The organism is Chitinophagaceae bacterium (assembly GCA_016710165.1).
In the GTDB taxonomy this organism is placed as follows: domain Bacteria; phylum Bacteroidota; class Bacteroidia; order Chitinophagales; family Chitinophagaceae; genus Ferruginibacter.
In genome coordinates, this window is sequence record JADJLJ010000002.1 from 194,337 (window position 1) to 216,280 (window position 21,944).

Sequence of the window (21,944 nt, forward strand, 5' to 3'; positions counted from 1 at the left end):
GGTAGGCATAATCACTGAGGGTTTCTGTCAGGTATATCGGTAAAAGGGCACAGCTTCCGAGGTGCTGTCCATGTTATCAAAAATGAAAGAAAAATTCTTCAATAAAAAATTCTTCCTGGCCTTGTCGGCATTAAAATTCTTAATGTCAATTTCCAGTTTATTATAGGCTTCATAACTGAAGTTGGCAAGATCGTAGCGGTTATACTGTTTCTTCTTGCTCATTATTTTTTTCCATAAATAAAGGCCCCGGTTCCATTTCGATTTAATGACCACTTCATTTTTAGCGCCGCCTCTTTCCAGCTGAATGGTGACAGGCTTGCCGTTTTGCAATTGCGAAACGGGCATTTTGTATAATTCAAAACCAATGAAGCTTACCACCAGCGTGTCGGGGGTGAAGTTGTTGAAGAAAAAGGAAAAGTTACCGGCGCTGTCAGAGGTCTTTCCAACGCCCGATTTGGCAAAATAAACGGATGCATAACTTATGGGTTCCTTGGTATGGCCGTCAATGATCCTGCCCGAAACAGAGAGCGACTGGCTGAAGGCCTGTGCGGATAAAAAAACAATAAGTACAAAGGATGGTATAAAATTCCGGGCGGTCAAACAATTAATTTTATGCGTTGGGTAAGGCATTGGTCAGGCCAAAGATATTTTATTTTTCAGCCAATCGTCCTATTAAAATGTTAAGCTGTTGATCTGGTGCGGGGCAGCCGACAAATCTGTAAGAATTGAATAGGGGGTCAGGAATTATTACGGGCCATCATTTCCTTCAATTTCTTTTCCAGTTCAATCACCCTTTTTTCCAGTTCAGGTAAATTGCGGCTGGCAGCCTGGCTGCGCAGGGCTGCGGTATAATCAAACGCAGGGGAGCCGGTGACGGCAGAGTTCGGTTTTTTTATGGATTTACTCACACCGCTCTGTGCATTGATCCTGGTTCCGTCGGCAATTTTTATATGGCCCACAATTCCTACCTGGCCCCCGATCATTACATTATTCCCGATCTTGGTACTGCCGCTGATGCCGCTTTGTGCAGCGATCACGGAATTATTCCCTACTTCCACATTGTGGGCGATCTGGAGCAGGTTGTCTAATTTGGCCCCGGCCCTTATAAGGGTACTTCCAATGGTTGCCCGGTCAATGGTGGCATTGGCGCCGATCTCCACACCATCTTCAATGATCACGTTGCCGATCTGCGGAACTTTTTTCAATGTACCATCTGCCTGGGGAGCAAAACCAAATCCATCACTGCCAATTATGGTCCCGGCATGTATGGTCACATTTTTCCCGATCACACAGTCATGGTAAATTTTCACCCCGGGATGAATGATTGTATTTTCCCCGATCACAACATTATCGCCCAGGAAGGCATTGGGGTAAATTTTTACGCCATTGGCTACGATCACTTTTTCTCCCAGGTAGGCAAAGGCGCCGATGAAGACATTTTCACCGGTTTTGGCCGAAGCGGCAATATATACCGGCTGCTGAATGCCGGACAGCTGCTGTCTTTGTATCTGCTGGTATTTATCTAAAAGGGTGGCAAAGGCTGAATAGGCATCCGGAACTTTAATGAGGGTAGCCCCGATCTTTTGTTTCAGTTCCTGTGTTTCATTGATGATGATGATGCTTGCCGCGGTGCTGTACAAAAATTCCTCGTATTTGGGATTGGCAAGAAAAGAAAGCTGACCGGCACGGGCTTCTTCAATTTTGCCGAAAGAACCCACCGATGATTCCGGGTTTCCTTCCACCCGGCCGTTGATCATTATGGCTATTTGCGCTGCGGTGAATTGCATAGTTGATATTAAGTCATTTGTCATTAGGACATTTGTCATTGGGTCATTTGTTATTGGGCCATTTGTTATTTGCTCATCCTTCAATTATTGAGATCTACCGAATGACTTAATGACCAATGACTATATTCTTGGATAACAAATGTAATATTTTTTAACCGTGCCCATCAGGTTTTGATTGATGAGGGCATTGTCCACTTCCGAAATATCCTTTACCTCCCCGTTCTTGAACAGGATATGGATATGTTCTTTACCGGGGTTGTACGTGCTGCTGGTTACCTCACCTGTAAATACAAGCCAGCCGGCCTCTTCAGGGGAGAGGCTTAACCGGGTACATGTTTCCCTGGTCTTTTCTTCAAGTATCCTGCTGTCAAACGGTTCTGCCGAGTATTGCACTTTAAGTAACCGGCGGTGGATGATCCCCTGGCAAAGGCTTGACAAAACCTGGTCCGGATGCCGGCACCATCCTTTTATTGCTGCCAGCAGATCATAGTCATCCAAATCGCAAAACTCTTCCAGCGTAACTGCCTGGATGGGTTTGTTTATAAAATTATCCAGGGGCAACTGGGTGCTGGCTTTTACATGTTTTGCCCTTTTAATGATACGCTTCAGCATCTGCTCTGCACACAACACTGTTTTATGCAGGTAAACCTGCCAGTACATAAGACGGCGGGCTACCAGGAATTTCTCGATGGAGTAAATCCCTTTTTCTTCCACCATGAGCTCCCCATTATGTACGATCAGCATTTTTAATATCCGGTCGTAGCCGATCACACCTTCATTTACCCCGGTGAAAAAACTGTCCCGGGTCAGGTAATCCATCCGGTCCACATCCAACTGGCCACTGATGAGCTGGTAGAGGAATTTTTTAGGATACCGGTCGGTAAAGATCTCCAGGGCAAGCTGTAATTGCCCGTTGAACTGTTTGTTCAGTTCCTCCATGATCAGCAGGGAGATCTTTTCATGCTGCATGCCTTCAATCAGCACGTGTTCCAGCGCATGGCTGAAGGGCCCATGGCCGGTGTCATGAAGCAGGATGGCGATCTTTGCGGCCTGTTCTTCAGCAACGCTTATCCCGGTTCCTTTATTTTTTAATTCGCTGAGGGCATTGCACATTAAATGATAGGCTCCCAACGCATGGTGTAAGCGGCTGTGTACTGCCCCGGGATAAACCAGGCTGGCCATCGCCATCTGGTTAATGCGGCGCAGGCGCTGAAAGTATGGATGGGCGATCACTTGGTTCACCAGTTCATCATCAATGGTAATAAAACCATAAACCGGGTCGTTTATTATTTTTCTGAAAGGCATGGATGAATTGTATGTTTGACGTTTGATGTTTGTGGTCATGCCTTTGACAATACCGGCATTTGTTAAAAGATGCACAAAGCTAAATAAAGCTTATCAGCATTGATATAAAAAATTAAATTTGTAGCTATCCGGCAATTCAGCAGAACCAGCAATTCAATCAGGTCAGTAAACAGCAACGGGTGCTGAACCTCAAACAACAAACTCCTATTATGAATGTAGCAAAAATACTTTGGGTAGATGATGAGATCGACAGCCTTACTTCGCAGATCATGTTCCTGGAAAGCAAGGGCTATGAAGTACAGACCAAGACCAACGGATTTGATGCGGTGGAATATGTAAAAGATAATATCGTGGATGTGGTATTGCTGGATGAGACCATGCCCGGCATCACGGGCCTGCAAACGCTTCAGCAGATAAAAGAAATGAACAGCAACCTGCCGGTTGTGCTGATAACAAAAAATGAAGCAGAGAACCTGATGGATGAAGCCATTGGCTCGCAGATAAGCGATTATCTTATTAAGCCGGTTAACCCAAACCAGGTTTTACTGAGCCTGAAAAAGATCATCGATAACAAAAGGCTGGTGGCCGAAAAGACCACTTCGGCATACCAGCAGGAATTCCGCAGCCTGTTCATGGCGTTAAACAGTAACCCGGATTATAATGAGTGGATGGAACTATACCGCAAACTTGTTTACTGGGAACTGGAAATGAAAAAGAGTGACAGTCCCGAAATGCAGGAGGTTTTCCAGGCCCAGAAGGCAGAAGCAAATACAGAGTTCTTTAAATTCATTTCAAGGAATTATGCATCCTGGGTAAGTCCTAAAAGCAGTGAAGGGCCTATCATGAGCCATACCCTGATGAAGTTCAAAGTGTTTCCTCACCTGGAAAAAGGGGTACCGCTTTTCTTTGTGCTGATCGATAACCTGCGATTTGATCAATGGAAGACCATCCAGCCCATATTTGCCGAAAGTTTCCGCATACATGAGGAAGAAACCTTTTATGCCATACTGCCTACGGCCACCCAATATGCCCGTAACGCCATATTTGCGGGCATGATGCCGGTGGATATTGAAAAGAAGTTCCCGGTGCAATGGAAGAACGATGATGAGGAAGGAGGAAAGAATATGTTTGAAGAGGAATTCTTCAAGGCACAGCTGAAGAGCCTGGGCAAGAGTGATCTTAAATATTCTTACACCAAGATCACCAACAACAACGACGGACAGAAACTGGTGGATAATATTCACAATATGCTGGAGAACGACATCAACATCATTGTGTACAATTTTGTGGACATGCTCAGTCATGCCCGTACCGAAATGGAAGTGCTGAAGGAACTGGCCGGCGACGAAACCAGTTACCGCAGCATTACCGAAAGCTGGTTCACCCATTCGCCCCTGCACCAGGCACTTAAAAGGATTGCCGATAAAAAATTGACCATGGTGATGGCTACTGACCACGGAAGTGTACGGGTAAATACGCCGGTGAAAGTGATCGGCGATAAACAGACCACGGCTAACCTGCGCTACAAGCATGGCCGCAACCTGAACTATGACGCAAAGGACGTACTGGCATTCCGTGACCCGAGAGAAGCCGGGTTGCCGGTTCCGAACGTTAATTCGTCGTTCATCTTTGCTAAAGGCGACCTGTACCTGTGTTATCCCAATAACTATAATCATTTTGCCAATTATTACCGAAATACCTTCCAGCACGGCGGTATAAGCCTGGAGGAAATGATCGTTCCGGTAATACGGATGACGAATAAATGAGGCACTGCCCCAAATCCCTGAAGGGGATTATGAAGAGACTTTAAGTATAAAAATCTGTATTGTATCAAACAGCAGATTTATGGTGGTGTCCTTTGAAATTTGTGAGCTGTCATGCTGAGGACACTCTCAGGCACGCGGTCCTTCGTTCCTCAGGATGACAACCATTCAAAATAGGACACTACCAGATTTATTTATCAACGATTGTTGAAAAAGATTTTTTTTATTACTCTTGATTTGTGGGAGGTTGCATTTAAATAATAAACTTCAAAAGTCCCTTTAGGGATTTAGGGCATGAAATACACACAACATACATTGGATAAAATTGAACGGATCGCTGAAGAGAACGGCTATGTTATCCGTTATGAACGGGGAACATTTCAAAGCGGCTATTGCATATTGCAGGATAAAAAAGTGATCGTGATCAATAAATTCTTTCAAACCGAAGGAAGGATAAATACACTTATTGACCTGATGCCCCAGCTGGATATTAATTTTGATGCCCTCACAAAGGAAAGCCAGCATATGTATGAAGAGGTGATGAGTGTGGAAAATAAGCAATAAGCAACCGGCAACGAACAATATCCATTTGCCATTGACGCTTACACTTAATTTATTGACCTACTAATTGCCAGTTACTTATTGTCAATTGCCTATTTTTGTCAAGTGCAATGCCCTCCCTTAAAAATAACATTTCTTGGTACCGGCACCAGCAGCGGTGTGCCCATGATCGGTTGCGATTGCCCCGTATGCACATCCCCGGATACGAAGGATAAACGGTTACGTTCCAGCATCCTGGTGGAGAGTGAAACAACCTCCCTTGTAATAGATACCACGCCCGATTTCCGCTACCAGATGCTGCGGGCCAGGGTAAAAAAACTGGATGCGGTTCTATTCACCCATCCGCATAAAGACCATATTGCCGGGCTGGATGACGTGCGGGCCTATAACTTCTTCCAGCAAAAACCGATGGAAGTGTATGCCAACTCGTTAACAGAGGAATCCATCAAAAGGGAATTTGCCTATGTCTTCTCAGATAAAAAATACCCGGGTATTCCCAACATTAACCTGAATACCATTGATGAGAACCCGTTCCGGATCGGGGATATCCCGGTAGTACCCATTTTGGTATGGCACCTGAAAATGCCGGTGCTGGGTTTCCGGTTCGGGCGGTTCACCTATATAACCGATGCAAACCGTATTGATGAAGAAGAAAAGGAAAAAATAAGAGGGAGCGATGGCATGGTGCTGAATGCCCTTCGAACAGAACCACATATCTCCCACTACACATTGGATGAAGCCGTAGCCCTGGTGCAGGAACTGGGAGTGCCCAATGCCTGGTTTACCCACATGAGCCACCAGATCGGAAAGCACGAGGAGGTAAATATGGGCCTGCCCGACGGCATTCAATTGGCATGGGACGGATTGGAAATTGAGGAGACAGGGCTATAGCCGGCTTGTAAAGTGACCGGGTTGCAAATATTTTTCCGCCATGACAAAAATAAAGTAGGCCATAACCACAATGGCCAGTACAAAATATAAAAGCATCTCGGTCTTACCCGGCACTCTTATTTTATACACCGATGTCCGCTGCCTGAAAGAAGGGAAATACAACCAGATGATCCGCAGCAGTTGTATGAAGATGGCATAAACACATGACAGGCAAATAAGCAATTCGATTATCATTTTCATTGTATAAATTTTATCAGCATTGGGGCAACTGAAGAAATATCCGGTCATCCGCAAAGCAACTGAAGCTGTATTACTGTACAGCGGGTATTTTCTCATTTTTTTCTGATCTTTTACTCTCAAATTCCGGGAAGGCTGGCCTTACCTTGAACCAATGCCCGGCTCCCGGAAATATTTAGCTGAATATTTTTCCTTTACCCGAAAGGAACGGACAGGGATCATTGCTGTAATGGCACTGATCCTCCTGCTTATCTTTCTCCCGTTCTTCTTTCCGTATCTCATGACTGAAAAGAAATACGATCACAGCCAGTTTGAGAAGGAGATCGCTGCATTGAAAACAGAACAGCCTGATAGTACCACAGACCGCTCTAGTACTTCTGACGAAAATAATTACCAGGATCTCCGCCAGCCAGCGGACAAGAATTATTACAGAAGGGGATCAGCAGGAGAATTGTTTTATTTCGACCCCAATACATTACCTGTTGAAGGCTGGAAGAAACTCGGCATACGGGAGAAGACCGCAAACACGATCCGGAATTACATTTCAAAAGGCGGCCGGTTCAACAAACCGGAAGACATTGGTAAGATATGGGGCCTGCCCCCCGATGAAGTGAACAGGCTGCTTCCTTATGTAAGAATAGAGCAAAAGAATACAGACAGGTTCATCCCTGCTGAAAACAAGATTTATGCCCGGCTGCCGGAAAAAACCAGTTATACAAGAAACGCTGTTGACATAAACACGGCCGATACGTCCGAGTTTATTGCGCTGCCGGGCATTGGCAGCAAACTGGCTGGCCGCATCGTTGCATTCCGGGACAAATTGGGTGGGTTTTACAAAGTGGAGCAGGTAGCAGAGACCTATGCATTACCCGATTCCGCTTTTCAGAAAATTAAGGGGAAACTGGTCATCAGCAATTCAACAGTTAAACAATTAAATATCAATACGGCAACACTGGAAGAACTGAAACTGCATCCTTATATCCGGTATAATATTGCCAACGCCATCGTACAATACCGCAACCAGCATGGCAGTTTTACTGCTGTAAGCGATCTGAAAAACATCCTGATCATTACTGCAGGGGTCTATGATAAAATGGAACCTTACCTTACCATCCGGTAGACTGTCGCCCGGTATTTTAAAATTCTGTATTTTGCAGCCCTTAATGATTGCGTTTATATGAATTTTGAAATTACTGAACTGACCGGGCAGGTGGCACATACTGCACGTGATTTTGCCAACCAACATATCAAACCCCATTTAATGGACTGGGATGAAAGCCAGGAATTTCCTGTACAGGTATTTAAGGAAATGGGTAAACTGGGGATGATGGGTGTGCTTGTCCCGGAAAAATATGGCGGCAGCGGAATGGGTTATTTTGAGTACAATGCCATCATCCAGGAAGTGGCAAAGGTATGCGGCTCGGTTGGCTTATCGCTGGCGGCACATAATTCTTTGTGTACAGGCCATATACTCAGTTTTGGAAATGAGGAACAGAAGAAGAAATATTTGCCCAAACTGGCAACTGCGGAGCACATAGGAGCGTGGGGATTGACCGAAGCAAACACAGGCAGTGATGCCGGTAATATGAAGACAACTGCTGTGAAGGAAGGGAATGACTGGGTGATAAACGGAACCAAGAACTGGATCACGCATGGTAAAAGCGGGGATGTGGCGGTTGTGATCTGCCGGACAGGTGAACCAAGGGCGAAAGACAATGCAACGGCATTTATAGTGGAGAAAGGAACACCCGGTTTCAGCGGTGGTAAAAAGGAAAATAAACTGGGTATGCGTGCAAGTGAAACAGCGGAAATGATTTTTGATAACTGCCGTATCCCGGATGCTAACAGGATCGGGGAAATAGGGCAGGGGTTTAAGCAAAGCATGAAAGTGCTGGACGGGGGAAGGATCTCCATTGCTGCGTTGGGATTGGGAATTGCAAAAGGGGCTTACGAGGCATCGCTGCAATATTCAAAAGAACGTTACCAGTTTGATCAGCCCATAGCCAGTTTCCAGGGCATCAGTTTTAAACTGGCCGATATGGCAACTGAAATTGAAGCGGCGGACCTTTTGATCAAGCAGGCCTGTGACCTGAAGATGCGGGGCCTGCCCATGACCAAGGAAGCCGCCATGGCAAAATATTATGCAAGCGAAGTGGCGGTACGGGTAAGTACCGAAGCGGTGCAGATTTTTGGAGGATATGGGTATACAAAAGATTTCCCGGTAGAGAAATTTTACCGGGACAGTAAACTCTGCACCATCGGGGAAGGAACAAGCGAGATACAGAAACTGGTGATCAGCCGGGAGGTTTTGAGATAATCACAGCAGTTCAACACAATTTTAATCTTCATTAAGCGTTTTGGGGGTACTATGAAAAAAATGAGAATACTGTGCGGCCTGGTGATCCTTGTTGCAATAATAAGCTGCAACAACAGCGAGGGTTCCGGGAAAAAGATAAATCCGGACATTAATGCGGCCGGGTTGTTCATGACCCATTGTGCTTCCTGCCACAAGTGTGATGTTGATTTTACCGGTCCTGCTTTAAAAGGGGCAGCTTCCCGCTGGAAAGACAAGGCGCTGATGTATGAATTCATGCGTAACCCGATGGGGGTAATTCAAAAAGACAGTTATGCAACCGGGCTTTTCAATAAATATAAAGCGGTGATGACACCTTCCACGCTGACCAATGAAGAGATCGATGCCGTGCTGGAACATTGCAATCAGTAATACCGCCAACCGGCAGCATTAAAATGCATCATCATCCGAAGAAGCTGAAGAAGCAAACATATTATCTACCGCTCCACCCAGCATCGGGAATTTTTCTTTCACAAAATCCTTGATCGTTTCCAGCGCTTTTGTTGCCTGTTCTTCTGTAATGCCGGCGTTTACCATCAACTTGTTTATTAATTCCTGCATGTTGTTATTATTTTGAATGATGATGTTGATTGTTAAATGAAGTGTTGTTTTAATTCAACATTCATCATTTAGCATTCAACATAAATTAATTTATTCCGTATCATACCTGTCCACCCGTTCAATGCCCGGCAGCGCTGTTAGTCTTTCCACCAGTTCATCAAGCTCTTCCTTATCGTGAACAAATATCTTCACATTGCCTTCAAAGATCCCTTCTTTGGCTTCAATGGTCATGGCCGAGATATTGAATTTTAATTCACCGCTGATCAGGTTGGTGATCTTATGGATCACCCCAACATCATCCAGCCCGATGATCCGCAGGCCGGTGAGGAAGGATATTTCCTTGTTCTTGGCCCATTTGGTCTTTACCACCCGGTGTCCGTAATTGGCCAGCAGCCGGGCTGCATTGGGGCAATTGGTGCGGTGTATCTTTAATCCTTCGCCGGCGGTTACAAAACCAAACACATCATCGCCGGGGATCGGTTTGCAGCAGTTGGCAAGTGTGTATTGTATCTTATCGCTGCTTTCACCAAAGATGATCAGTTCTGCGTCTTTTTTGTCAAAGGTTTTTTCCGGGATGACCTTTTCATGCTTTTCTTCCACGTGTGGTTTTACCGGTTTGGGTGCAACCAGTTTATCGCCCAGCACGGTAAATTCCTTTAACTCCCGCAGGTCAATCTTCTTAATGGCAATATCATACAGCAGGTCAAGCGAAGACCCCGTTTTATAGAAATTCGATAATTCCTCCAGGTTGCTCTGATTCATGGAAACACCCAAACCTTCCAGCTTCCTTTGCAACGTATACTTTCCTTCTTCGGCAGTGGCTCTTTTTTCTTCTTTCAGGGTGTCTTTGATCTTTGCCTTTGCCTTGCTGGTCACAACAAAGTTCAGCCACTCAATATTTGGCTTTTGCTTGGCGCTGGTAATGATCTCCACCTGGTCGCCACTGCGTAATTTATGACTGATGGGAACCAGTTTGTGGTTTACCTTGGCGCCGATGCATTTGCTGCCAACCGCCGTATGTACGCCAAATGCGAAGTCCAGGGCCGATGCACCAACCGGCAGCATTTTTACTTCGCCTTTGGGGGTATACACATAGATCTCTTCTGCCAGGAAAGATGTTTTAAAGTCCTGCAGGAAGTCGATCGAACTTCCATCCTGGCTGTTCAGCGCTTCCCTGATCTGCTGGAACCATTTATCAAAACGGCTTTCGTCATCTTTGCCTTCTTTGTATTTCCAGTGTGCCGCAAGCCCTTTTTCGGCGATCTCATTCATCCGCTTGGTACGGATCTGCACTTCCACCCATTTACCATGCGGGCCCATCACGCTAGTATGCAGCGCTTCGTATCCGTTGCTTTTGGGGTTGCTCAACCAGTCCCTTAAGCGTTCGGGAGAAGGGGTGTATTCGTCCGTAATCATGCTATACACTTTCCAGCAATCTTCTTTTTCTTTTTCCAAAGGGGAATTTACCAGTATGCGTATGGCAAACAGGTCATACACTTCTTCAAAACTCACTCCTTTCTTTTTCATCTTGTTCCAGATAGAGTGAATGCTTTTTGGCCTGCCATAGATCTCAAAATCAAATTCAGCCTTTTCCAGTTTTTCCTTCAGCGGGCGGATAAAGTCGTTGATGTATTTGCTTCTTTCTCTTTTGGTATCGGTTAACTTTTGGGCAATGTAACGGTAGGTATCCGGCTCCATGTATTTCATGGCCAGGTCTTCCATCTCGGTCTTGATATTGTAGAGGCCCATGCGGTGGGCAAGGGGGGCGTATACATAAACCGTTTCGCTGGATATCTTTAATTGTTTTTCTCTTTTCATGCTTCCCAGGGTACGCATGTTATGGAGGCGGTCGGAAAGTTTTATCAGGATCACCCTCGGGTCATCGGTAAGTGTAAGTAATATCTTCTTGAAATTCTCGGCCTGCTGGGTACTGTTTGTATCCATCACCGTACTTATCTTGGTGAGGCCATCAACGATCTTGGTCACTTCCGAACCAAATTCCCGTTGAACATCCTCCAGTGTGATATCGGTGTCTTCCACCGTATCATGCATCAGGGCACAAATGGTACTGCGTACCCCCAGGCCGATCTCTTCCACGCATATACGGGCAACGGCAATGGGGTGAAGGATATAGGGCTCCCCGCTTTTGCGCCGCATCGTTTTATGTGCTTCGGCAGCCATTCCAAAGGCGGTACGGAGCAGTTCCTTGTCACCGGGTTTTAATTTGGATTTTAAAACCCTCAGGAGTCCTCGGTACTGCCGCAGGATCTCCTTTTTCTCCTCTGCCTCATTGAGGTTGTATTTCGGTATGGTTGCTGCTGTTTCTTCCATCGGATGAAACGAATTTACGTAAAACAAATCTGTTTTCCGTTTTGCCGAAATGCCTTACTTTTGCAGCCCTTTTGCGGATGTGTCCCGCCAAAGGCGGGAGCAGACACAGCACAAGCGGATGTGGCGAAATTGGCAGACGCACCAGACTTAGGATCTGGCGCCGTAAGGCATGTAGGTTCGACCCCTATCATCCGCACCAAACGAATACCGAACCTGCCTTTGCCGGCAGGCAGGCAAGGAACAAGGAATCATGAACTTCAGAATTCGATATTCCCTGTTCCTTGTTCAATATTTAAAAGTTAAATAATAAGAAATGGCAACAATTACAAGAGAGCCTATCGGCCAGCTGCATGATAAACTGACAGTAAAACTGAACAGGGAAGATTACCTGCCCTCTTTTGAGAAAAAACTGAAAGATTACAGCAAAACGGCAAACATCCCCGGGTTCCGGAAAGGAATGGTACCAGCCGGTATGATCAAAAAAATGTACGGCAGTTCCATATTTACCGATGAGATCCTGAAATCCGTGGAAAAGGAACTGTATACCTGGCTGAATAAGGAAAGGCCCGAGATCTTTGGCCAGCCATTGCCATTGGCCAGCGATATGCAGAACATGGATATCAATAACCCGGCCGATTATGAATTTGGTTTTGAGATAGGGCTGAAGCCGGAATATACCCTGGCCGACCTGGCAAAAGCAAAACTGACCCTGCATAAAGTAGACGTAACAGATACAATGGTGGATGAAGAGATCAGCCGTATGCAGATCAAGGGTGGTAAAATGACCGAACCCGGAACGGTTACCAATGATGAGAATGTACTCAACCTGCTCTTTACGGAAAGCGATAAGGATGCTAATGCAGTTGAAGGGGGCGTATCAAAAGAAAACTCTGTGATACTGAAATATTTTACTGCTGCGGTACAGAAGAAATTCATGGACAAGAAGGTTGGCGATGTGGTTACGGTGCAGTTAAGCAAGGCTTTTGATGAAGACAAGCTGGCGATGTTCTTGCAGGACCTGGGATTTGATAAGGAAGATAAAGAAGCCGGTAAAAAATACTTCAAGCTTGAAATCGTTAAGATAGGCCTCGTTGAAAAGCGTGAACTGAATGAGGATTTTTTCAGGGAGATCTACCCTGCGAAGGAAATTAAAACACTGGAAGAACTGAAAGCTGCCATCCAAGAAGAGATCGAAGCATATTGGAAGGCGCAAAGCCGCAACCAGTTGCAGGACCAGATATACCATTACCTGGTTGACGAGACCAAAATGGATTTCCCGGCAGAATTCTTAAAGCGCTGGCTGCAGACAAGCGGCGAAAAGGAAAAGACCGCAGATGAGGCGGAGGCTGAGTTTCCGGGCTTCAGCAGCCAGTTAAAATGGACATTGATCAGCGATAAACTGGTCAGGGAACAAAAGCTGGAAGTAAGCAATGAAGAGCTGCGGGAATATATGAAAGCAGAGATCATGCGTTATTTTGGTACCATGAACCTGGGAGAAGATACCAGCTGGATCGAAAGTTATATCGACCGGATGATGAAGGACGAGAAGCAGGTGGATGCCAGTTACCGCCGTTTGATAACGGATAAACTATTCAACTGGCTGGAAGAACAGGTAAAGTCTAAAGAGAAGACAGTGACCCCGGAGGAGCTGAATGCCATGCAGCATCATCACCATCATTGATAAGAAATGATTTCAATAAAAACCCGGGTTATCTGCCCGGGTTTTTTTATAGCTTTATCTCTTCATCACTATCATCAAAGAAATGAAACTCTGTTAAATGATAGTTGGAGTTTACTTTCAGTTTGATCCGTTGCTTGTATTTGCGCCGCCATTTAGAAAGTCGGGAGAATAAGAATCCCTTTGTAAGATAAGCGTGCAGGATGGGATGTACCTCGATCGTCAGCCCCGTATGTTTTTGCATGATGAGGTAACTGAGGTTCTTTTCTATTTCATCTTCCAGTATAAGGGTGGATGATATTTTACCGGTACCGTTACAACTTGGGCAAACTTCGCTGGTGTTGATATTCATTTCCGGCTTCATGCGTTGCCGGGTCACCTGCATCAGGCCAAATTTGCTGATGGCCAGGATGGCGTGTTTGGCCCTGTCTGGCCGCATGAATTTGTCCATGGCATCGGCCAGTTTCTTCTTGTTCTCGGCCAGTTTCATATCAATAAAGTCCACCACAATGATACCACCCAGGTCCCGCAGCCTCAACTGGCGTGCAATTTCTTCTGCAGCTTCCAGGTTTGTTTCCAGGGCATTCTGTTCCTGGTTATTGCTTACGCTTTTATAACCGCTGTTCACATCAATAACATGTAATGCTTCGGTGTGTTCAATGATCAGGTAGGCTCCGCTTGGCAGGTTAACCGTTTTACCAAAAGCTGCCTTAACCTGCTTGGTGATCCCAAAGCTGTCAAAAACCGGTGAACCGTTGTTGTAATACGTAACGATATCGGCCTTATCCGGTGCAATGCGCTGGATGTATGATTTGGTATCGGCAAAAATGTTTTTGTCATTGACCACGATCCTGTTAAAGTCCTCATTCAGCAGGTCCCGGAGGATGCTGGTGGTCTTTCCCTGCTCACTCAATATCCTGGCTGGAGGAGTTGCTCCTTTTAAATTGGTTTGAATTGTTTTCCATGTGGCCACCAGGCTCAACAGGTCTTCATGCAGTTCGGCCGTGTGTTTCCCTTCTGCGGCTGTTCGTACAATTACGCCCAGGTTCTTAGGTTTGATCGCCTCAATGATCTTGTGCAGTCTTTTTCTTTCGTCGGAAGAATGGATCTTCCGGGAAATGGCAATGATGTCATTGAAAGGGGTAACAACCACAAACCGGCCTGGCAGGGAAAGCTCACAACTGAGCCTTGGCCCCTTTGCGGCAATGGGTTCTTTTAATATCTGGACCAGGATATTCGGGCGGCCGTTGAGTACTTCCGCTATTTTGCCCGTTTTAACAATTTCAGGCTCTACCCTGAACTTTGAAAAATCAGCACCATTTGGGGATTTATCATTGATCGCTTCGGTGGTGAATTTCAGGATGGAACGAACATAGGGGCTAAGGTCGGTGTAATGCAGAAAAGCATCTTTTTCAAAACCAACGTCTATGAATGCAGCGTTGAGGCCGGGTATGAGCTTTTTGACCTTGCCGAGGTAAAGATCTCCCACGCCGAAACTGGAATCAGCTTTTTCGCTGTGCAGTTCCACCAGCTTCTTATCTTCCAGCAGGGCAATTTCAACTCCCTGTGGGGCAGCATTTATAATCAGCTCCTTGGTCAAGCGTAAATTTTTTTTTCAGACCATTACATCATGGAAGGAAACCATAAGCAGCAACCATCAGCAACTAAGTATAAGTTGTAATGAATGCAGGTAAACAGGTGCCGGTATGGGGATTGCCGGCACGGGTAAGAAAAAGCTTACTTCTTCTTATGACGGTTCTTTCTTAAACGTTTTTTACGCTTGTGTGTTGCAATTTTATGACGTTTTCTCTTTTTACCACAAGGCATAACTAGTCTTTTTTTGTTTAAAATAATTTTTAAAATATGTAAACCGGCTTTTACCCGGTATGTTACCTCAATGATTTGATCCGCTCATCCACTTCTTTGCTGTAATGCGGATCGTTTGCCAGCCGTTTACTTATCTGATACCACTTTATCGCCTCGTCCCTGTTTCCTTTTGCAGCATATGCATCGGCTAAGAAAGCAATGGCTTCCAGGTTGTCTGGCTGGGCTTTTACCACTTTCAGTAAACGCTCAACCGCTTTATCATATTGCCCTGAAATATAACCTCCTACGCCCAGCATTAATTGTGCTTTCATGTTGTTGGAGTCTTTCCTGGCAACCGATAAAAGTTGCTGGATGCCCTTCATTGTTTCTTCGGTGCCACCCACCCTGCCTTTTCCCAGGATATAGCAACTGCCTAAACCTACTTTAAGGTCGTCATTACCCGGGTTAAGTTCAATCGCCTTTTCAAACAGAGCAATAGCCTGCTCTGCTTTCCAATTCAGCTTTGCCTCGTCTTGTTCCGAACGAAGGTTGTCTAAAAATAATTGGGCAGCAAAGGTGAGGTTTTTTTCTGACTTATCCAATTTAGCCGCTTCGGCCATATAATATGCATAGGGCTCAAATAAACGAACACTGTCCTTCCAGAATTCGGCCAGTTGCCCATTGGCTTTCACCTGTTGCTCCGAAACATCACCACGTATTACACTGTTTTCTAATTTTGCCACTGCCAGGACCTGCGAGGGGGTAAGGCGTTTTTTCTCGGCTTCGATAAAGCCGGAGATATTAAATGCCTGTTTGCCGGCGCTGTTCACTGCCGGGGTACTTGATTTGCTTTTTGGGGCAACGGTTCTTCCGAAATAAAAAAGGAGGGTTACTAAAATGAGGCCGCTGATGACCAGTATTAATTGCTTCTTCACTAGTTAAATTTGCCCCGCCGGGTTTAGGCGGGGCAGCAAAGTTAAGCTACTCTTCGCTGTCGTCCACTTTTTCGGTGTTCTCTTTAATGTTTTTTGAAGATTTTATTTCCTGCATAAACTCTTTAGCTGGTTTGAAAGCAGGAATAAAGTGTTCGGGAATTTCCACAGCTATATTTTTCTTAATATTTCGGCCAATCTTGGCAGCTCTTTTTTTTGTGATAAAACTGCCGAATCCACGTATGTAGATGTTTTCCCCATTGGCCAGTGAACTCTTGACTTCTTTGAACATCGTTTCAAGTGTGACCAAAACATCCACTTTGGGGATACCCGTTTTGTCTGATATTTGATTAATAAGGTCGGCTTTTCTCATGTTTATTATTTTTATATGAGAGTAACAATCAGAAAAATACAACATTTTTTTCGAATTTTCCAAACAAGATGGTGATTATCAATTACTTTGTACTCAAATCATTACTTGAATAGTTTGCATCCAATATTATATAGTATTGATTATTAATAATTTATAAAGTAAAATAAATGGCAGACCAATTATTATTGAAGATGAATAAAACTGGTATTCAGGCATGAAAACGAAAGAGAAGAGAATTTTTTTTACCAAAAATCTGCTTCACTGGGATAAGAACAAAAACAGCAGGATGATGCCCTGGAAGGGAGAAAAGGACCCGTATAAGATCTGGCTCAGCGAAATAATCCTGCAGCAAACAAGGGTGGAGCAGGGCTGGGACTATTACAACCGTTTTTTGAAAATCTTTCCAACGATCATAAGACTGGCTAATGCTTCTGAGGTAAGGGTATTTAAATTGTGGGAGGGATTAGGCTATTACAGCCGCTGCAAAAACCTGATCGCTACGGCCCGTTTTATTGCTAAAGAAAAAAAGGGAAAGTTTCCGGACAGCTATGAAGAGATACGCTCTTTAAAAGGAGTTGGGCCCTACACGGCAGCAGCGATCGCTTCTTTTGCCTTCAATTTGCCTTATGCCGTGGTAGATGGAAATGTATTCCGGGTCCTTTCCCGGTATTTTGGAATAAGCAAAGATGTTAACAGCAGCGAAGGAAAGAGAATATTTACCGCTCTTGCCAATGAATTATTGCACCAGGGGCAGCCGGGTATTTATAACCAGGCAATAATGGATTTTGGCGCTGTAGTGTGCAAGCCGCAAAAGCCATTGTGTGCTGCCTGTCCGCTGAAAAAAGAATGTGTTGCCTGTTTACAAAACAAGGTTGAAAAATTACCCCGGAAGACAAAACCACCGGCTAAAAGAAAAAGGTGGTTCAGTTATTTGATCGTTGAGCACAACGGAAAGGTATATGTACGCAAACGGGGCAAGAAAGACATCTGGGAAAACCTGTACGAATTTGTTTTAGTAGAAGGGACCAGGAAGGTCACCATTGAAGCGATTAAAGCTTCTTCGATTTTTAAGGAACTTGGTCACAACAATACGGTGCAGATCCGTTCTGTTTCAAAAACATACCAGCAGCAATTATCTCACCAGGCGATCCAGGGGTATTTCATTCATCTCCTGACAAAAAAAGCACCTTCGCTTGAAAAATATGAAGCGGTTTCACCTGAAAAACTGGCCAAACTGCCCTTTCCCCGGTATATAACCAGGTATTTGGATGAAAGCGGGGTAAAGGCATTTGAAAGATAAAAATGTATCTTTAAATTTGTTGTAACACATTACAAGCCGATGGGTCCGGCATAAATCAACTATTATGAGAGGAGTAAACAGGGTAATGCTGATAGGCAATCTTGGTAAAGACCCGGATATGCAGTTCCTGGAAGGGAATATTGCCGTTGCAAAGTTCTCACTCGCTACAACAGAGACATACAAGGACAGGAGCGGAAAACTGATCTCTCAAACGGAGTGGCATACGGTTGTTCTTTGGAGGGGACTGGCAGAACTTGCCCAGAAATACCTGCACAAGGGAAGCCTGGTCTATATTGAGGGCCGCCTGAAAACACGTAGCTGGGAGGACAAGGAGGGGAATAAAAAATTTGCAACAGAAGTAGTGGGAGATAATCTTATTATGCTCGATAAAAGAACGGATGGCAGCCATCCGGGCCAGGGTTTTGATGGGTTGGAAAACCCCGATGCCGATACTGGTATGCCACCCCACCCGGATGAGGGTGCCGAGCGCCTGCCTTTTTAGGAATATAATTTTTTACATAAACTTTTTGTTTTGGATCATCATTCGGTTCATGAATTTATCGGTTTAACCAGGTTCTTCTTTTTGGCAATAACCCCTGCTGCTACCACCGTACTCATTATCCTGGTCATTCTTCTTTTCATGTTGTCTTTTTTGATGGCGGGTTCTGAGATCGCTTTTTTTTCTCTCACGTTCAAGGATATCAATGTACTTAAAACAAAAAAGCAACCGGCCTATCGCCGGATCGTGAGTTTACTTGATCAGCCTAAAACGCTGCTGGCGTCCATGCTGATAAGCAACAGTTTCATAAACATCGGGATCATCCTCATCTCAAATATTTTAATTGACAGCTGGATCGCCGGACTGCAATTGACCTTTTGGCCGGTTTTTCTGCTTAAGGTAGGCTCGGTTACTTTTTTATTGCTGCTTTTTGGTGAAGTGCTGCCAAAAGTATGGGCAACACATCATAAGATCTGGTTTGCTGCCACCGCATCCCTGGTCATTGAAATATTCGGCAGCATCTTTTACCGGTTCAGTAAACGGATGGTCAGGCTGAGTGACCGGGTTGAAAGAAGATTTTCTTCTGAATCTTCTTCCACCATGGATTCAAGCAATCTGGATTATGCCATAGACCTTTTACCGGAACATGAAGCAACCTCCGAAGAAAAATCAATACTCAAGGGCATCAGGAAATTCGGAGATACCACGGTAAAACAGGTAATGCGCACCCGGCTGGATGTTTGCGGCATCGACCACAGCTACCCTTTCCGGGATGTTATTAAGAAGATCGAAGAACTGCATTATTCCAGGTTACCGGTGTACCGCCATAACCTGGATGAAGTGGTTGGCATGCTGCATACGAAAGACATTCTGCCGTTCATAAATGAGCCGGCGGAATTTGACTGGCATACGCTCATGCGCCAGCCCTATTTTGTACATGAACAAAAACTGATCGAAGACCTTTTGCAGGAATTCCGCAACAGGCGCATACACTTTGCGGTTGTGGTGGATGAGTTTGGCGGTACTTCCGGAATTGTAACCCTGGAAGACGTGATGGAGGAGATCATCGGGGAAATAAAAGATGAATTTGACGAGGAAGAAAGCAATAATAAAAAGATCGACGATCATAATTACATCTTCGAAGGGAAGACAATGATCAATGATGCTTGTAAAGCAATGAAATTGCCGGCGGATACATTTGATGCCCTCCGGGGCGACAGTGATTCACTGGCGGGCCTGGTACTGGAGATCGCCGGTGAATTCCCGCAGGTGAATGAAGAAGTGGCAAGCGGTGATTATATCTTTGTTCCGCTGGAAATACATAAGAACCGCCTGGATAAAATAAAGATCACGATCAAACCCGCCAATCCCGAATAACTATGAAAAAAACGGTTTCAAGACCTCCTGGTTTTTCCCCTCTTTGCCTGTTACCTTTTGCCTGTTGCCTGTTCCTGATTGCTTCCTGCAACGCTCCCTATGTTTCCAAAAAAAGAGGATACTACAAAATTGATTTTCCAGAGAGGAAATATATTTCTTTGGAAGAAAAGGGATTCCCATACACATTCGAATACCCGGTCTATGCGAAGATCGTAAAGGACAGCACATACTTCGACCAGGATACACTTAACCCGTATTGGATCAATATTGATTTTCCACAGTTTGGCGGAAGGATATTTTTGAGTTACAAGGCCATTGGCGGCAGGTCAACCTATAAAGTGAAGCAGGCCGATGGCACTTATAAGGACTCCGTTGGTTTAAATGTATTTGATTACATGGTGAATGATGCCTTTAAACTGACCAGCAAAAATGAGGCGGTTGCGTCCTCCATCAACGACAGCCTGTTCCAGACAAAGAACGGTATCACCGGGGTCTTCTTCCGGGTGGGGGGCAATGCAGCTACCGCCAAACAGTTTTTTATGAGTGATACAACAAGGAATTTTTTCAGGGGGGCCCTCTATTTTGATGTAACCCCCAATGCCGATTCACTCAAACCTGTTCAGGATTTTTTACAAAAAGACATCGACCACCTGATCAATACCTTCCGGTGGACAAATAAATAACTCTCTTTTTCTATAGTTTGGCATCCATTTCAGCCGTTTAACCCTGCGCTTTCGTTATTTTTGCAGCCTTATGATTGCAATAGATAATATCCTGGTCAGTGATGAGGTATTAAGGGAACAGTTCGTTTGCGACCTTTCAAAATGCAAAGGTGCATGCTGTGTGGACGGTGATGCCGGCGCCCCGCTGGCAAAAGAGGAACTGGATAAGATAAACGAGGTGTATGATACCGTTTTGCCCTACCTGAACAATGAAAGTAAAAAAGAACTGGAACGGCAGGGCAGGTATGTGTATGATAAGGAATTTGGCTGGGTTACTCCAACTATTGAAAGCAAGGTCTGTGTGTATGGCATCAAAGATGGATCCGGTATTGTCAAGTGTGGCATTGAACAGGCTTATCTCGAGGGAAAGATAAAATGGAAAAAGCCAATCAGTTGCCACCTCTTCCCCGTAATTACCAAAAGCAGCAAACACAGCGATAATGTGTATGTGAATTATGAACCCCGGGAAGATAACTGCAAAGCAGCCTGTGCTCTGGGAAAAAAACTGAAAGTGCCCGTATATGTCTTCCTGAAAGAAGCACTGGTACGGAAATTCGGGCAAAAATTCTACAATGCACTGGAAGCCACCGCTGCGCATTTAAATAAAAAATAATTTACTGCTACCATGAAAAGAATTCATACGTCCTTATTCCTTCTTTCCTGTTCTTTACTCTTTTTTGCCTGTACCGTTAACAAAGCCACGAACGACGACAGCCTGAAAAAATATTTTGATGAGAACAACGTAGACGGTTGCTTTACCATGCTCGACAATGCCAGCGGGGAGATAACGGTTTATAATATGAAGCTGGATACCATGCGCTTTTCCCCTGCATCAACATTTAAGATCGTGAACTCTTTGATCGGTTTGCAGACAGGGATCATCGTGGATGAGAATATGCTGATAAAATGGGACGGGCAGATCCGCTTTTACCCCAATGGAGATACCGCCCGGAACTGGAATAAGGATATGGGCATGACCGAAGCGTTTAAAGCAAGCAATGTGCCTTATTACCAGGAAGTGGCCCGGCGGATCGGAGCTGATACCATGAAACAATGGATCGACAGCATCGGTTACGGCAACAAGGATATCAGCGGCCCCATTGATTCATTCTGGCTGAACAATAAACTGAAGATATCCCCCGATGAGCAGCTGGGCCTCCTGAAAAAACTGTACTTCGACCAGTTGCCCTTCCGCAAAACTGTTCAGCAGCAGGTAAAGGATGCAATGCTGCAGGACAATAATACGGCATACAAATTGAGCTATAAAACCGGCTGGGGTTTTGGTGTTGATGGCAATGCCCAGGGCTGGATGACCGGTTGGATCGAGGAGAATAATCATGTTTATTTCTTTGTGACTTTCGTAAAAGCCCCGGACCGGGATACTGATATTGCCACCGCAAGAATGAATATTACCAGGGGCATTCTAAAACAGTATGGTTTTTTTGAGGGGAAGAAATAGCCGGGTTGC

The 21,944-nt window shown here is 45.0% G+C and carries 22 protein-coding genes and 1 tRNA gene; 14 read left to right on the top strand and 9 right to left on the bottom strand.

Features of this window, described 5'->3' with window-relative positions; all coding sequences use genetic code 11:
* Positions 1–27 precede the first annotated feature (27 nt).
* The 3 genes from IPJ02_11225 to IPJ02_11235 all read right to left on the bottom strand — a co-directional run bounded on the left by IPJ02_11225 (position 28) and on the right by IPJ02_11235 (position 3,092).
* Positions 28–600 carry a carboxypeptidase-like regulatory domain-containing protein gene (locus IPJ02_11225; GenBank protein ID MBK7376105.1) on the bottom strand — a complete coding sequence of 191 codons (573 nt, stop codon included), beginning with the start codon at positions 598–600 and terminating at the stop codon, positions 28–30.
* Between the two features lie 137 nt (positions 601–737).
* On the bottom strand, positions 738–1,787 hold the full coding sequence (gene lpxD / locus IPJ02_11230; protein MBK7376106.1) for a UDP-3-O-(3-hydroxymyristoyl)glucosamine N-acyltransferase: 1,050 nt from the start codon (positions 1,785–1,787) through the stop codon (positions 738–740).
* Between the two features lie 120 nt (positions 1,788–1,907).
* Complete coding sequence (locus tag IPJ02_11235; GenBank protein ID MBK7376107.1) at positions 1,908–3,092, bottom strand: HD domain-containing protein; 1,185 nt, start codon at positions 3,090–3,092, stop codon at positions 1,908–1,910.
* Positions 3,093–3,301: 209 nt separating this feature from the next.
* Between IPJ02_11235 and IPJ02_11240 the strand changes: the two genes are divergently transcribed.
* The 3 genes from IPJ02_11240 (at position 3,302) to IPJ02_11250 (ending at position 6,307) form a co-directional block, all read left to right on the top strand.
* Entirely contained in the window at positions 3,302–4,858 is a 1,557-nt protein-coding gene (locus tag IPJ02_11240) for a PglZ domain-containing protein (protein ID MBK7376108.1), read from the top strand.
* A gap of 291 nt (positions 4,859–5,149) precedes the next feature.
* Positions 5,150–5,419, top strand: a complete 270-nt coding sequence (locus IPJ02_11245; GenBank protein ID MBK7376109.1) for a hypothetical protein — start codon at positions 5,150–5,152, stop codon at positions 5,417–5,419.
* A gap of 162 nt (positions 5,420–5,581) precedes the next feature.
* Positions 5,582–6,307, top strand: coding sequence for an MBL fold metallo-hydrolase (locus IPJ02_11250; GenBank protein ID MBK7376110.1), 726 nt, complete (start codon positions 5,582–5,584; stop codon positions 6,305–6,307).
* Here the strand turns inward: IPJ02_11250 and IPJ02_11255 are convergent.
* Positions 6,302–6,547: a hypothetical protein gene (locus IPJ02_11255; GenBank protein ID MBK7376111.1), complete on the bottom strand. Its 246-nt coding sequence runs from the start codon at positions 6,545–6,547 to the stop codon at positions 6,302–6,304. The two genes, IPJ02_11250 and IPJ02_11255, sit on opposite strands and share 6 nt — an antisense overlap.
* 151 nt (positions 6,548–6,698) lie before the next feature.
* Between IPJ02_11255 and IPJ02_11260 the strand changes: the two genes are divergently transcribed.
* The 3 genes from IPJ02_11260 to IPJ02_11270 are packed head-to-tail and all read left to right on the top strand — an operon-like array spanning position 6,699 to position 9,269.
* Positions 6,699–7,664: a helix-hairpin-helix domain-containing protein gene (locus tag IPJ02_11260; protein ID MBK7376112.1), complete on the top strand. Its 966-nt coding sequence runs from the start codon at positions 6,699–6,701 to the stop codon at positions 7,662–7,664.
* 57 nt (positions 7,665–7,721) lie between these two features.
* Complete coding sequence (locus IPJ02_11265; protein MBK7376113.1) at positions 7,722–8,861, top strand: acyl-CoA dehydrogenase family protein; 1,140 nt, start codon at positions 7,722–7,724, stop codon at positions 8,859–8,861.
* A 60-nt stretch (positions 8,862–8,921) separates the two neighbouring features.
* Positions 8,922–9,269 (top strand): cytochrome c, encoded by a 348-nt coding sequence (locus IPJ02_11270; protein MBK7376114.1) that lies wholly within the window; start codon positions 8,922–8,924, stop codon positions 9,267–9,269.
* Between the two features lie 18 nt (positions 9,270–9,287).
* On the opposite strand, the gene IPJ02_11275 is transcribed toward IPJ02_11270, so the two are convergent.
* Positions 9,288–9,458: a hypothetical protein gene (locus tag IPJ02_11275; GenBank protein ID MBK7376115.1), complete on the bottom strand. Its 171-nt coding sequence runs from the start codon at positions 9,456–9,458 to the stop codon at positions 9,288–9,290.
* A gap of 90 nt (positions 9,459–9,548) precedes the next feature.
* Complete coding sequence (locus IPJ02_11280; protein ID MBK7376116.1) at positions 9,549–11,789, bottom strand: bifunctional (p)ppGpp synthetase/guanosine-3',5'-bis(diphosphate) 3'-pyrophosphohydrolase; 2,241 nt, start codon at positions 11,787–11,789, stop codon at positions 9,549–9,551.
* Between the two features lie 114 nt (positions 11,790–11,903).
* Between IPJ02_11280 and IPJ02_11285 the strand changes: the two genes are divergently transcribed.
* Both IPJ02_11285 and tig read left to right on the top strand, forming a co-directional pair.
* Positions 11,904–11,988 (top strand) — tRNA-Leu (locus IPJ02_11285).
* 114 nt (positions 11,989–12,102) lie between these two features.
* Positions 12,103–13,470 carry a trigger factor gene (gene tig, locus IPJ02_11290; GenBank protein MBK7376117.1) on the top strand — a complete coding sequence of 456 codons (1,368 nt, stop codon included), beginning with the start codon at positions 12,103–12,105 and terminating at the stop codon, positions 13,468–13,470.
* A 46-nt stretch (positions 13,471–13,516) separates the two neighbouring features.
* Here tig and IPJ02_11295 read toward each other — a convergent pair whose 3' ends face one another.
* From IPJ02_11295 to IPJ02_11305, 3 genes are all read right to left on the bottom strand, one after another.
* Complete coding sequence (locus IPJ02_11295; protein MBK7376118.1) at positions 13,517–15,067, bottom strand: Rne/Rng family ribonuclease; 1,551 nt, start codon at positions 15,065–15,067, stop codon at positions 13,517–13,519.
* A gap of 289 nt (positions 15,068–15,356) precedes the next feature.
* Positions 15,357–16,208 carry a tetratricopeptide repeat protein gene (locus IPJ02_11300; GenBank protein ID MBK7376119.1) on the bottom strand — a complete coding sequence of 284 codons (852 nt, stop codon included), beginning with the start codon at positions 16,206–16,208 and terminating at the stop codon, positions 15,357–15,359.
* 46 nt (positions 16,209–16,254) lie between these two features.
* A complete protein-coding gene (locus IPJ02_11305) occupies positions 16,255–16,578 on the bottom strand; it encodes an integration host factor subunit beta (GenBank protein ID MBK7376120.1) in 324 nt (107 codons plus the stop codon).
* 214 nt (positions 16,579–16,792) lie between these two features.
* Here IPJ02_11305 and mutY point away from each other — a divergent pair, with 214 nt between their 5' ends.
* The 6 genes from mutY to IPJ02_11335 all read left to right on the top strand — a co-directional run bounded on the left by mutY (position 16,793) and on the right by IPJ02_11335 (position 21,935).
* Positions 16,793–17,878 carry an A/G-specific adenine glycosylase gene (gene mutY / locus IPJ02_11310; protein MBK7376121.1) on the top strand — a complete coding sequence of 362 codons (1,086 nt, stop codon included), beginning with the start codon at positions 16,793–16,795 and terminating at the stop codon, positions 17,876–17,878.
* A 64-nt stretch (positions 17,879–17,942) separates the two neighbouring features.
* Complete coding sequence (locus IPJ02_11315; protein MBK7376122.1) at positions 17,943–18,380, top strand: single-stranded DNA-binding protein; 438 nt, start codon at positions 17,943–17,945, stop codon at positions 18,378–18,380.
* Positions 18,381–18,410: 30 nt separating this feature from the next.
* On the top strand, positions 18,411–19,754 hold the full coding sequence (gene gldE, locus IPJ02_11320) for a gliding motility-associated protein GldE (protein MBK7376123.1): 1,344 nt from the start codon (positions 18,411–18,413) through the stop codon (positions 19,752–19,754).
* A gap of 77 nt (positions 19,755–19,831) precedes the next feature.
* On the top strand, positions 19,832–20,437 hold the full coding sequence (locus IPJ02_11325; protein ID MBK7376124.1) for a hypothetical protein: 606 nt from the start codon (positions 19,832–19,834) through the stop codon (positions 20,435–20,437).
* 70 nt (positions 20,438–20,507) lie between these two features.
* Positions 20,508–21,089 carry a DUF3109 family protein gene (locus IPJ02_11330; GenBank protein MBK7376125.1) on the top strand — a complete coding sequence of 194 codons (582 nt, stop codon included), beginning with the start codon at positions 20,508–20,510 and terminating at the stop codon, positions 21,087–21,089.
* Positions 21,090–21,101: 12 nt separating this feature from the next.
* Positions 21,102–21,935 carry a class D beta-lactamase gene (locus IPJ02_11335; GenBank protein MBK7376126.1) on the top strand — a complete coding sequence of 278 codons (834 nt, stop codon included), beginning with the start codon at positions 21,102–21,104 and terminating at the stop codon, positions 21,933–21,935.
* Positions 21,936–21,944 lie beyond the last annotated feature (9 nt).

Excerpts from the sequence above, each read along its gene's own strand:
- IPJ02_11270 (MBK7376114.1), top strand. The coding sequence starts at position 8,922 with ATGAGAATACTGTGCGGCCTGGTGATCCTTGTTGCAATAATAAGCTGC.
- IPJ02_11250 (MBK7376110.1), top strand. The coding sequence starts at position 5,582 with ATGATCGGTTGCGATTGCCCCGTATGCACATCCCCGGATACGAAGGAT.
- IPJ02_11330 (MBK7376125.1), top strand. The coding sequence starts at position 20,508 with ATGATTGCAATAGATAATATCCTGGTCAGTGATGAGGTATTAAGGGAA.
- IPJ02_11245 (MBK7376109.1), top strand. The coding sequence starts at position 5,150 with ATGAAATACACACAACATACATTGGATAAAATTGAACGGATCGCTGAA.
- IPJ02_11255 (MBK7376111.1), bottom strand. The coding sequence starts at position 6,547 with ATGAAAATGATAATCGAATTGCTTATTTGCCTGTCATGTGTTTATGCC.
- IPJ02_11305 (MBK7376120.1), bottom strand. The coding sequence starts at position 16,578 with ATGAGAAAAGCCGACCTTATTAATCAAATATCAGACAAAACGGGTATC.
- IPJ02_11315 (MBK7376122.1), top strand. The coding sequence starts at position 17,943 with ATGAGAGGAGTAAACAGGGTAATGCTGATAGGCAATCTTGGTAAAGAC.
- IPJ02_11280 (MBK7376116.1), bottom strand. The coding sequence starts at position 11,789 with ATGGAAGAAACAGCAGCAACCATACCGAAATACAACCTCAATGAGGCA.
- IPJ02_11265 (MBK7376113.1), top strand. The coding sequence starts at position 7,722 with ATGAATTTTGAAATTACTGAACTGACCGGGCAGGTGGCACATACTGCA.
- IPJ02_11260 (MBK7376112.1), top strand. The coding sequence starts at position 6,699 with ATGCCCGGCTCCCGGAAATATTTAGCTGAATATTTTTCCTTTACCCGA.
- lpxD (MBK7376106.1), bottom strand. The coding sequence starts at position 1,787 with ATGCAATTCACCGCAGCGCAAATAGCCATAATGATCAACGGCCGGGTG.
- IPJ02_11275 (MBK7376115.1), bottom strand. The coding sequence starts at position 9,458 with ATGCAGGAATTAATAAACAAGTTGATGGTAAACGCCGGCATTACAGAA.
- IPJ02_11335 (MBK7376126.1), top strand. The coding sequence starts at position 21,102 with ATGAAAAGAATTCATACGTCCTTATTCCTTCTTTCCTGTTCTTTACTC.
- IPJ02_11240 (MBK7376108.1), top strand. The coding sequence starts at position 3,302 with ATGAATGTAGCAAAAATACTTTGGGTAGATGATGAGATCGACAGCCTT.
- tig (MBK7376117.1), top strand. The coding sequence starts at position 12,103 with ATGGCAACAATTACAAGAGAGCCTATCGGCCAGCTGCATGATAAACTG.
- mutY (MBK7376121.1), top strand. The coding sequence starts at position 16,793 with ATGAAAACGAAAGAGAAGAGAATTTTTTTTACCAAAAATCTGCTTCAC.
- IPJ02_11235 (MBK7376107.1), bottom strand. The coding sequence starts at position 3,092 with ATGCCTTTCAGAAAAATAATAAACGACCCGGTTTATGGTTTTATTACC.